At 44.5% G+C, this 12,517-nt stretch carries 4 protein-coding genes and 2 pseudogenes; all 6 read left to right on the forward strand.

Annotated features, from left to right (window positions below; genetic code table 11):
* Positions 1 to 31 precede the first annotated feature (31 nt).
* Complete coding sequence (locus tag P3T48_RS13630; protein WP_254974888.1) at positions 32 to 481, forward strand: DUF1896 domain-containing protein; 450 nt, start codon at positions 32 to 34, stop codon at positions 479 to 481.
* Positions 468 to 5,219 (forward strand): annotated as a pseudogene (locus P3T48_RS13635) (helicase-like domain-containing protein); the annotation flags it as partial. The gene P3T48_RS13630 and the pseudogene P3T48_RS13635, both read left to right, overlap by 14 nt.
* Positions 5,220 to 5,896: 677 nt before the next feature.
* The gene (gene ltrA / locus P3T48_RS13640; RefSeq protein WP_049702337.1) at positions 5,897 to 7,582 is read left to right on the forward strand and encodes a group II intron reverse transcriptase/maturase; all 1,686 of its coding nucleotides are present in this window, start codon (positions 5,897 to 5,899) and stop codon (positions 7,580 to 7,582) included.
* Positions 7,583 to 7,685: 103 nt separating this feature from the next.
* Positions 7,686 to 8,759 (forward strand): annotated as a pseudogene (locus tag P3T48_RS13645) (DNA methylase); the annotation flags it as partial.
* Between the two features lie 681 nt (positions 8,760 to 9,440).
* The gene (locus P3T48_RS13650) at positions 9,441 to 10,172 is read left to right on the forward strand and encodes a UpxY family transcription antiterminator (protein ID WP_276507046.1); all 732 of its coding nucleotides are present in this window, start codon (positions 9,441 to 9,443) and stop codon (positions 10,170 to 10,172) included.
* 21 nt (positions 10,173 to 10,193) lie between these two features.
* Positions 10,194 to 12,428: an AAA family ATPase gene (locus P3T48_RS13655; RefSeq protein WP_276507047.1), complete on the forward strand. Its 2,235-nt coding sequence runs from the start codon at positions 10,194 to 10,196 to the stop codon at positions 12,426 to 12,428.
* Positions 12,429 to 12,517 lie beyond the last annotated feature (89 nt).

The raw sequence follows: 12,517 nt of genomic DNA on the forward strand, positions 1-12,517 counted from the left end.
TTATTCACCACTTAATCCATTCAACAGACAGATGAACAGAAAGAAACAGGCACAGACAGAACTGTCCTATTACGGACTGTATCTCTTGAACCATCTCAGAGAGAACCGTTTTCCACAAGCCAGCGATGCGGACTTTATCCGCGAACGTGCAGACCATGCCGCAGAAGTATATGAGCAGGCACGGCGTGATGCCCTCTTTGCCGATGCGGCACAAGAGCTTGCCATGTCAGCATTGCTGAAAGGTCTCCGCTTTTCCAAGTACAGCATCCTGTATGATGTTGTTGACAGTGAGTTTCCCCTGGAGGTAGCAGTAGAAGATCAGGAAGCGTTTGTCAAGAACCTCCTGCCTCTGGTTGACAACGTGTATTCCATTTACGACCTCACCGATGACGATTTTGCCCAGTCACCGGACTACGACCAGCTCTACACAGAGTTGACTGGAGCCGTAGCCATTTTCATAGAGTCAAATGGCGTACAATAGAAAACAACGTCTGAACGACAACATCAAGGCGATAGAGACGGCATTCATCCTTGACAGGGAACAGCGCACGCCGACCGCCCGTGAGCGTCTCCTTCTGGAGCGTTATTGCGGATTCGGAGGATTGAAGTGCATCCTGAACCCTGCCAGGGAACTGGCGGATGCCGTCCATTGGGCAAAGTCAGACCTTGAGTTGTTTGCTCCAACAGTGGAGCTGCATAGACTTATCCGTGAAAACAGCAAGAATGAAAGCGAGTACAAACAGTTGATGGACAGTCTGAAACAGTCTGTCCTTACGGCATTCTACACGCCGTCAGCCATTACGGAGACTCTGACGGATGTGTTGAAAGAGCATCAGATCATCCCCGAAAAGGTGCTTGAACCCTCGGCAGGCATCGGTGCCTTTGTCGATTCCGTCTTGGATAACAATCCCAAGGCAGACATTATGGCATTTGAAAAAGACCTGCTTACGGGAAAGATACTCCGCCATCTGCACCCGGAGCAGAAAGTGCGCATAGAGGGATTCGAGAAGATAGAAAAGCCTTTCAATGACTACTTCGACCTCGCCATCTCAAATATTCCCTTTGGCGATGTTGCCGTGTTTGATCCGTCCTATACAGCCATGAAAGGCATGAGGGCACTTGTCACCAGACGCATACACAACTACTTCTTTGTCAAGGCTCTTGATACGGTAAGGGACGGCGGGTTGGTTGCCTTCATCACCTCACAAGGCGTATTGAATGCCAAAAACAACAGTGCCGCGCGTTTTATGATGCTCTATCATGCAGATCTCGTGTCAGCGATTCGTCTTCCCAACAACCTGTTCACGGAAAATGCCAATACGGAAGTGGGCAGTGACCTCATCATTCTGCAGAAAAATACCCAAAAGGAGTCGCTGCGAGGAGACGACAACCTGCTTGATACCGTCTATAATGACGAGAACCGCATTCCGACAAACAACTACTTTCTGGAGCATCCGGAACGCATTATCCATACAACAGCAAAGTTGGACACCGACCCATTCGGCAAACCTGCAATGATATACACGCATGAGGATGGTGTGGAAGGCATTGCAGAGGATTTACGAAAGATGCTCCATGAAGACTTTAAGAGGAACCTCAATTTGAACCGATACTTGGGGATAGAGGAAACAAAGTCTGAGGAAGTTAAGGAGGTTGAAGAAACAGAAAAGATAGAAGAAACAGAGAAGATAAAGCCTTCCATTGAGGAAAAGCAGAACGATACGGTAGTATCCTTGCAAAAGCAGGAAAAGCCTACTGATGATGCTGAGCTATCCCAAAAGTCCAATCATCAGCAGCCACCAGTCCAAATGACGCTGTTTGACCTTTGGGGAATGGAAGAAGAAAACCGTCTGACTGTCCATGCTACAAAGAAGAAAGCAGAGGTAACAGTGGGTGCTGTCGCCAAGAAAGTGTCAAGGAAGAAAGCAAGTCCGTTGGTAAAAAGCGTCAATCCGACTTTTGAAGTTGTGACAAAGCCTGTGGAAAAAGAAGAAAAGCCTTCGTTGACAGATGCAAAAGAGCAGGAAACAGCACAGGAGACAAAACCAATCCTGCCTGGTGATGAACCATACGCAAGCATCTCTTGGGAAGAGAATCCGCCAATCAACGGCTTTTACGAGATGATGATGACCATGGCTCCCGAAGACAGGGTGCTGCTGCGCCAAAAGGCGGAACTGCACCGTCAGGAACAACTCAAGGCTCTGGGCGTTGAAGATACGCTTGATCCGAAGTTCAAGCCGCCGATGGAACCGATAGAAATTCTAAAAGTTCAAATCGGGCATGGACAGTCGAAAGGGAATGAGGCAAAAGAAGATTCCAAGACTCAGAGCACATTGAAAAAAACAAATCATGAGCGGGAACAACAAAAAGAGCAAGAAAGAAAGCGGGAAGAGCTGGCAAAGAAGAAAGAGGATGCTATGAAGCCCCGTCCATTTGATGAGAAACTGGAAAGTTTTCATCGTGAGGGTTCTATGGTGCTCGACTCTGCCAGAAACATCGGTGTATTGAAAGACCTTACCAAGTATGGTGCTACCTTCATGCCGTTGGATCTGAATATGGAGCAGAAAGAAAAGGCAGTCTTGTATATCGCCCTCCGTGATGCCTATCAGAAACTTTACACCTATGAAGCGGAAGAACAGACTGAAAACAAGCAGATGCGTGAGAGCCTGAATGTCTATTATGACGCTTTTTTCATTCGCTTCGGCAACCTCAATGCCAAGCAGAACGTGAAGTTCATCCTTATGGATGCCTCAGGGCGCGACATGCTGTCGTTGGAACGGGTGGAAAACGGACATTTCACAAAGTCAGACATCTTCGACCACCCGGTCTCTTTTTCGCTTGACGAGGTCAGTCATGTGGATTCTCCAGAGGAAGCGCTCACCGCCTCGCTCAACAAGTTCGGCCGTATCGACTTGCCGTATATGACAGAATTATCGGATATGCCGGAACCGGAACTGACGGAAGCGCTTAAAGGGCGCATCTATTACAATCCGCTCATAGACGGCTACGAGATAGCCGACCGCTTCATTGCTGGTAATGTCATAGAGAAAGCGGAGCGTATAGAAGAATGGCTGAAGGAAAATCCCGACCATGCAATCGTGAGGGAGTCGTTGGAAGCCTTGAAGGCAAGCATTCCCGAACCGATAGCCTTTGAGGACCTGGACTTCAACTTCGGTGAACGTTGGATACCTACAGGTGTGTATTCCGCTTACATGAGCCACCTCTTCAATACACAGGTCAGCATCGTCTATTCCGACAGCATGGACGAATATTCGGCAAAATGCAGTATGAAGACCATGGCCATCACGGATGAGTATATGGTGAAGGGATATTACCGCCACTATGACGGCATGAGTCTTCTGAAACATGCCCTGCACAACACCTGTCCCGACATGATGAAGAGCATCGGTGAGGATGAACACGGCAACGACATCAAGGTGCGTGACAGCGAGGGCATACAGCTTGCCAATGCCAAGATTGACGAAATCCGCAACGGGTTCACTGAATGGCTGGAGGAGCAGTCTGACTCCTTTAAGGAACGCTTGACCACAATGTACAACCGGAAGTTCAACTGCTTTGTGCGTCCGAAGTATGACGGTTCTCACCAGACCTTCCCCGGTCTGGATCTGAAAGCCCTTGGCGGAAAGTATGGTGTCAAGAGTGTGTACCCAAGTCAGAAGGACTGTGTATGGATGCTTTTGCAGAACGGCGGCGGGATATGTGATCACGAGGTCGGTACTGGCAAAACCCTCATCATGTGCATGGCTGCGCATGAGATGAAACGCCTCGGTATGGCTCACAAGCCGATGATTATCGGACTAAAAGCCAATGTGGCGGAGATAGCCGCCACCTATCAGACAGCTTATCCCCATGCGAGGATACTCTATGCCTCGGAGAAGGACTTTTCCACCAAGAACCGTGTCAGTTTCTTCAACAACATCAAGAACAACGACTATGACTGTGTAATCATGTCGCATGACCAGTTCGGGAAGATACCGCAATCGCCAGAACTCCAACGGCAGATACTGCAGGCGGAGCTTGATACCGTGGAGGAAAACTTGGAGGTGATACGTACGCAGGGCAAAGACGTGTCGAGGGGAATGCTCAAAGGCTTGGAAAAGCGGAAGCAGAATCTGGAGGTGAAGTTGCAGAAGATAGCCTACAGCATCGAGCAGCGCACCGATGATGTAGTGGATTTCCGCATGATGGGCATCGACCACTTGTTTGTGGACGAGAGCCACCAGTTCAAGAACCTTATGTTCAATACCCGTCACGACCGTGTGGCAGGACTCGGCAACAGCGAGGGAAGCCAGAAGGCGCTCAACATGCTCTTTGCTATCCGTACCATACAGGAGCGGACAGGCAGAGATCTTGGAGCGACATTCCTGTCGGGAACAACCATCAGTAACTCACTGACTGAGTTGTATCTGCTCTTCAAGTACCTGCGCCCCAAGGAACTGGAGCGTCAGGACATCCGCTGTTTCGATGCGTGGGCGGCAATTTTCGCCAAGAAAACTACCGACTTCGAGTTTAACGTTACCAACAACATCGTGCAGAAGGAGCGTTTCCGATACTTCATCAAGGTACCGGAGCTTGCTGCTTTCTACAACGAGATAACCGACTATCGCACGGCGGAGGCGGTTGGCGTGGACAGACCGGAGAAGAACGAGATCCTTCATAACATACCACCGACACCCGAGCAGGAGGACTTCATCCAAAAGCTGATGGAGTTTGCCAAGACGGGTGATGCCACCATCCTCGGCAGACTGCCATTGTCGGAAATAGAGGAAAAGGCGAAGATGCTCATAGCCACAGACTATGCCCGAAAGATGGCACTCGACATGCGCATGATAGACCCGACTTGTGAGGACCATCCCGACAACAAGGCGAGCCATTGTGCCAAGATGATAGCGGACTATTACAAACGCTATGACAATCACAAGGGGACGCAGTTCGTATTCTCAGACTTGGGAACATACCGACCGGGCGAATGGAACGTGTATTCTGAAATCAAGCGCAAGCTGATAGAGGATTACGGCATACCGTCGTCTGAAATCCGTTTCATTCAGGAATGCAAGAACGAGAGGGCAAGAAAGGCGGTGATAGCAGCTATGAACGAGGGATCGGTACGAGTATTGTTCGGCTCCACATCCATGTTGGGTACAGGTGTAAACGCACAAAAACGGTGTGTGGCGATTCATCATTGCGACACACCCTGGGTGCGACATGAAGTCGCATAGATAATTGTTGGAATGATACTTTAAGTATCAGTTTTAACCCGCTGTTCCGTCAGCGGTAGCCTACCGACCGATGCACCTTAATGTTGTATTAAGCGGTCGGGACAAAGTACACTTTCACAAGACAAGACAGAACCGTGAGGGGAAGTCAAGTATGGTTAGTATCATACCGTAGAGTGGCGAGGCTGGATAGTATGGTTAGCGTAAGCGAACTGTTAGTAAACTTCGTAATGTCGTAAAAGAGTGCAAGATACTGATACACTCTACCCAAAATGGGATGCGGTCAGATAATCCTCTCCATGGTAGGATTACACGGATGTAAAGACCGTCGGAGGATGAGACAGAACCTAACCTATCCGTTAGTTATCTATGTGGAACATGGTAAGCCTGTACATCTCCTGTCAGACAAAAGACAGGTAAGCTGAAAGTAATGGATGCTGAATGATGTGCAGGTATAAGATAACAGAGAAAGCGAATGCCGTTCTGTAATGGGACGGATAGGGTTTGAGCCACTTATCACGAGTTGACAAGGGACAACATCAACCTACCACGAAAGTGGGCAGACTTCTGTGGTAATGTTTGGGAGGCAAATACCCAACATTAGCCAAATGGTAATTCTTTACAATAAACTTTTAGAACTTTTTAAAGTAGGAATGCAAATGAACGATAAAATCAAAGAAAATCTCCTCGACCAATCGTGTGCGCCGACTGACAACCTGCAATCAAATTGGGACAGAATAGACTGGACTAAGGCGGAGCAAGCTGTTAAGAAGCTTCAAGCTCGTATTGTAAAGGCTCAGAAGGAAGGCAGACATAACAAGGTGAAAGCCTTGCAATGGACGCTTACCCACTCTTTTTACGCAAAAGCCTTAGCCGTAAAGAGGGTTACTTCTAACGGGGGTGGTTGTACTCCTGGGGTTGACAAAGAAATATGGGATACCCCTAAAGCTAAAATGCAAGCAATAACCCAACTCAAACGCAGAGGCTACCAGCCAATGCCGCTGAGAAGAGTTCATATCAAGAAGAGCAACGGCAAACTGCGACCGTTGGGAATACCGACAATGAAAGACAGAGCCATGCAAGCACTCTATCTTATGGCATTGGAGCCTGTATCAGAAACTACAGCTGATACTCGTTCATACGGTTTCCGCAAGGAACGCTGCTGTATGGATGCAATACAGCAATGTCATAACATTCTCCGAAAGGGATATTCTCCCGAATGGATTTTGGAGGGTGACATAAAAGGGTGTTTTGACCATATCAGCCATGAGTGGTTACTTGCCAATATCCCAATGGATAAGGCAATACTCCGAAAATGGTTGAAATGTGGCTATGTTTTCAACAAGCAAATGTTCCCGACCGAGGAAGGAACACCGCAAGGTGGTATAATTTCTCCGACACTTGCCAATATGACTTTGGACGGATTGCAGAAAGCTCTTGCAGATAGATATAAGCGCCATCATGTTAATGGTAAGTTGTATTCACCAATGGTGAACCTTGTACGTTATGCGGATGATTTTATCATCACTTGCGAGAACAAGGAAACTCTTGAAAATGAAATCAAGCCATTGGTTGCTGAATTTATGTCTGAAAGAGGTCTGACCTTATCAGAGGAAAAGACGGTGATAACCAACGTGCATGACGGTTTTGATTTTCTTGGCTTTAATATCCGCAAATACGGCAAGGACATATTGACCAAGCCGACAAAGAAATCCGAGAAACGCTTTATGGAGAATATCCGTAAGGTAATTAAGGAGAACAAGGGTTGCAGACAGGAGTCGTTAATCAGAATGTTGAACTCTAAAATCCGAGGATGGGGAGGTTATTATCAGCATGGAGCGACACGTGATTCATTTCACAGAATCGACCATCAGATATTCCTCTCACTATGGCAATGGGCAAAACGCCGTCATTCCAAGAAAGGGAAACGGTGGATAAAAGACCGATATTGGCATGACATTCGAGGGAACAAATGGACTTTCGCTTCAAAATTCAAGAAACCAAACGGAAAGGAAGACCAATTGACATTATTGTCTCTGACTTCATCGTTTCCATTCCTGCAATACACGCAGATTAAAGGAGACATGAACCCGTTTGATGCAGACTGTCGTCTGTACTTCTATAAAAGAAAGAAGTCGAAAATGCTTGTTACGCTAAAAGGACGCAAGTCACTGCTGTACCTATGGGAAAAGCAAGGACGCAAATGTCCTATATGCGGTGAGCCTATTGATACGCACAAGGCATGGAATGTCATGCCAACCGTTCAAAACGGAAAGAAATGCAATCTGTTGGTTCATGATGAATGTTTTAAATTATCCCGCAAATCAAATGGAAACAAGAAGTAGTTTGAGCCGGTCTCTGCATACAAACAGAGGCTTAGAAAAGCTTGAGCCGTATGAGGGGAAACTCTCATGTACGGTTCTTAGGGGGGAAGAGGGCAGCAATGCCCTTGACCTACCCGATCGTCCATCAGATCTTGAACAACGCAATGGTCGTGGAGTTCGTGCTGGCAACGAGATAGCTAAGTTATACGCTGACAATAAGGTGGACATTATCATCTATGCGGTGGAAAAGTCGCTTGACTCGTACAAGTTTAACCTCCTGCACTGCAAGCAGACTTTTATCTCGCAGTTGAAAAGCGGAGCCTTGGGGGCGAGAACTATTGACGAGGGAGCAATGGACGAGAAATCGGGTATGAATTTTTCCGAGTATATGGCTATTCTCTCCGGAAATACCGACTTGCTTGACAAGGCGAAGTTGGAGAAGAAGGTTGCTTCTCTGGAGGGTGAGCGCAAATCGTTTAACAAGGGCAAGCGTGACTCAGAAACAAAATTGCAGTCAAAGACGGCAGAGCTGGGCAACAACAAAGCCTCTCTCAAGGGAATGACCGAGGACTACGGCAAGTTTATGGGCAAAGCCAAGAAAGACAAGGACGGCAACATCCTCAACCTCATCACTCTTGATGGTGTGGAGTCCACGAACTTAGAGGTTATAGGAAAGCATCTGCAAATGTTGGCGGAGAAAGAGACAACTGGCGGACAATACAAGCGGATTGGAGAAATCTACGGATTCCCTGTCAAGATTGTCAGCGAGACAAGTTTCGAGAATGGTCTTCCATTTGTTGACAACCGCTTTTTTGTCGAGGGCAATTACAAGTACCAGTACAACTACGGTCACATTGCCAAGTCGGACCCGATAGCAGCGGCAAACAACTTTGTGAATGCCTTACAGAAGATACCAAGCTACATTGAGCAGTATGATTCAAGATGCAAGGCTTTGGAAAAGGAAATACCGCAACTGGAAGAGATAGCTGGCAAGACTTGGAAGAAAGAGGAAGAACTGAAAGGTCTAAAAGCTGAGTTGGCGGCGTTGGACAGGAAAATACAGCTTGAACTTGCTCCATCTACTCCAGAGATAGATAAAGCTGAAAAGTCTCATGAAATAGAGGAACAACATAAACCCAAAAACGACCATACAGAATCAACTGTTGCTCAAAACAGGATGTTTCGAGTAGGTCTTTAAAATATTATAATAGGTGACAGACATATATATAATATGTTTGCCACCTATTATGATGTAATTATTATATATAATTTCAGAGATATTCAAGCAAATAGATTTAAATTATCTTAAATTTGCTGCAAAAGATAGACTTTTTCAATTGTTGTTGCTGTTTTCTCAATTAATTTTCGTACTTTTGCAATCGGACTGTATTTGCTTGACCGCAGTTGTCACTGTTAGACGTGTTCTTTCAAGATAACTGAGTCGGCAGCCTACGCCGTGCTGAGTGTAGTGAAGTCACTTATCTGACATATCTATACAAAAGCGGGCATTGGGTGGGATGACAGTCCAGACATATTGAAGGCGTTTATCGACGCTTTGTTCTTGACACATCGAAATCTTGCAAACTTCCGATATTATAGTCATGAACATAGCCAACGGTAGATGTCCCGGGTGTGATTATATCTATCCGTGGAGTACTGTGTATACTCATATTGTATCTTATTGGGTGCAATGTTGATGTGTACATCTGTTTCTTCATGGAGTTTATATATTCATATCGGCGTGGGCTCTGACGTTGTCTGTTCAACTATAATAGGCAATGCAAGAGCCTCGATGTGTGGGATGGACAACAGGACGATCTCACGCTTTTTTTATGTCGGAATTTAACGGATTTCTGTCTAGAAAAAAGTTAGCACCGATATGAAAGTCGATGAATGGACATCAACAGATGTACACACCCCAGGAGGCGGTGAACTCCCTCCTTGCGCTGGACTTACCTCCAACGCCCTCCCCGAAGCTCAAAGCACTATTTCCGCAGAGAGTTCACAAACAGGGGTGTCCACCAGAAATGCACATATAGCAAGTAAGTCAAAGGCTCAAAAAGAGATAGATGTTCCCCATTGGTATGCCTTACGCACCACTTATGGTAGAGAAAAAAAGGCATACGACTATATGACAGCCAAAGGCATTACGGCTTTCTATCCAACTACCAGTGTTGTAAAACTTATAAAAGGTAAGCGCAAAGTTGTTACCGTATCACGTTTGCCGAACATTTTCTTTGCATACGGTACAGAAGAAGAAATCAAAACTTTTGTTTACGACAACGTAAATCTCCCATTCCTTCGTTTTTATTATCGGCACATTCATATTGGTCGCAAGATAGAAAAGACACCAATGATAGTTCCCAACTATCAGATGGATAGTCTTAAAATTATCTGTGCTGCCGATGTGGACAATACTATCGTGACATTAGATGAAGTACCAAAGTTTGAAAAAGGACAATTGGTGAGAGTTATTGATGGCGCATTCAAAGGAGTTATTGGGAGGGTCGCAAGATGGCAAGGGCAACAGAGAGTTGGTGTTGTGGTGGATGAATTGGTAACTGTTTGTACAGCTTATGTGCCAAGTGCATTTTTGGAAATTGTAGAATGATTATTCATATTCAACGCAGAAATGATGAACAAAAAAATTGCAGAATATTTTAATGGACTTCAAGTTGATTTAATCCATATATCTCAAGCTTTTGCAGTGGACAATAAATCACCGCAAATAGAGCCAGTACATATATTCAGAGCACTTTTACACAAAAGTGCAGGTTTGGTTAATTACATAGAGGATAGTCTTAATGAGGATTACTACTATTTAATTGATTGGTGCGATATTCATATTCAGCAATGCGACAAGTCCCCTTATCCTATGAAAAAAGCTGAATTTTCACGAGATAGTCAAAATGTGATAAAAGAAGCTATATCTTTGGAAGAGCAATATGGAACGGAGACGCATAAATTAGAATTTCTTTTGACCGCATTGGTCAGTCCTGGTGTAGGTTTTTCTTCAGAACAATTAAAGACAATGCCACTTTCAAGAGAAAAGGTTTTATCTTTTATAAGCAAGAATGTAAAGAATACCGTTAACTCTTCTAAAGAGATTCGTCCATCAGCTAATGACAGAAAATCTCAAAATGTATATTACAATTCCTTATTTGATGCAACAAATGATGTTGAAATCATTGACATGGAAAATGATTTACGTTCATTGGTGGAAATTTTGGCTCGGAAGGACAGGGCAAATGCTCTTATTGTTGGAGATACGGGAGTTGGCAAAACCTCGTTAATACGTAAATTGACCGATAATCTAACCAAAGGTGAACTTCCTGCATCAATAAGTACCATACAGCCATACGAACTTGATTTAATCGCTTTAAGTCAAGGCGTAAGCTACAAAGGTGAGATGGAAGACAGGTTTAAGTCTGTTATAGATGAGTTGTCGGATATTTCACAGCCAGTTCTTGTTATAGAAAATTTTTACCGTTTAGGAGAAACATCCTCACCTCTTAATGCGATATTGCCATCTATAAAAAAGATTCTATCCAATAATACCATACAGTTTATTTGTACTTCATCAATAGACGGATATACAAAGAATCTTGAAAAAGATAGAGAACTGACAGCTTATTTTGAGAAAATATCCTTAGAAGCACCTACGGAAGAGGAGGCTATTGGCATATTGGATAGCAAAAAAACTATATATGAACAGTATCACAATATAACTCTTGATGGCGATGTAATTCCAGAGATTGTTCGTTTGGCAAAACGATACATGCCAGAGCGTAATTTGCCAGCATCTGCAATAGACCTTTTGGATCGTTCGATGGCTTCTGTGAAAATTGAGAAAGAAATGGAGCAGACAACAAATGACGAGTCTAACACTATTATTTTAAAAAAGGATGAGATTAGAAATGTTGTTGCGAAGATGACTGGTATTCCAATGGGAAATATTCAATCAGAAGAACGTCAAAGACTTTCAAGTGCGGAAGATATTCTTCATAAAAGAGTTGTAGGTCAAAATCATGCTATTAAGAGTATCTTGGATGCCGTATTCGAGTCACGTTCAGGTCTAAATAAAAAAGGACAACCAATTGGGTCTTTCTTCTTCCTTGGTCCTACAGGAACAGGTAAAACTGAATTGGCGAAGTCTTTGGCAGAGTTCCTTTTCAATGATGATACCTCAATACTAAGATTTGACATGTCGGAATATAAAGAGGAGCATTCTGTCGCACTCCTTTATGGAGCCCCTCCAGGATACGTCGGTTATGAAGAAGGTGGACTTTTGGTCAATCAAATCAGACAGCATCCATATTCTGTAGTATTGTTCGATGAAATAGAAAAGGCACTTAGGTCTGTATTTGATTTATTCCTTCAGATACTAGATGAAGGAAAGTTGCACGACCGTCTTGGGCGTGTTGGTGATTTCTCCAATGCCTTGATTATATTCACCTCTAACATTGGCAGTGATTATATTTTCAAGTCTTTTGGTGAAGGTCATGTTCCGACACATGACCAGATGTTGGAAGTCATGCAAGGTCAATTCAGACCAGAATTCTTGGCAAGACTTACAGAAATTGTCCCATTCTCACCTATTACGCCAGAGATGATAGACAGAATTTTTGATATTCACATACAAAATCTGCTCAAGATGCTAAGAGAGCAGAATATCTCTTTGACGATTGATGAGTCTGCTCGTAAATATGTAACAAAAGTAGGTTTCAATGCCCATTACGGTGCTCGTCCTATTCTTGGCATAATCCGAAAAGAGATTCGCCGTCCTTTGTCGAAGCTTATTATTTCTGGTGACATCAATAGCGGTGATCGTGTTACCATGATTCCTAAGACATCACCAAATTTTTGAGAGCTTTTTTGTGTTAAAATAAGCAAAATAGCCCCCAGAAAGCATATAGGCATACCTACCCCTGTAGCAGAAGAAGACAATTTTTGACT

It is taken from the genome of Segatella intestinalis (assembly GCF_029348455.1).
Lineage (GTDB): Bacteria > Bacteroidota > Bacteroidia > Bacteroidales > Bacteroidaceae > Prevotella.

Excerpts from the sequence above, each read along its gene's own strand:
- P3T48_RS13655 (WP_276507047.1), top strand. The coding sequence starts at position 10,194 with ATGATGAACAAAAAAATTGCAGAATATTTTAATGGACTTCAAGTTGAT.
- P3T48_RS13650 (WP_276507046.1), top strand. The coding sequence starts at position 9,441 with ATGAAAGTCGATGAATGGACATCAACAGATGTACACACCCCAGGAGGC.
- P3T48_RS13630 (WP_254974888.1), top strand. The coding sequence starts at position 32 with ATGAACAGAAAGAAACAGGCACAGACAGAACTGTCCTATTACGGACTG.
- ltrA (WP_049702337.1), top strand. The coding sequence starts at position 5,897 with ATGAACGATAAAATCAAAGAAAATCTCCTCGACCAATCGTGTGCGCCG.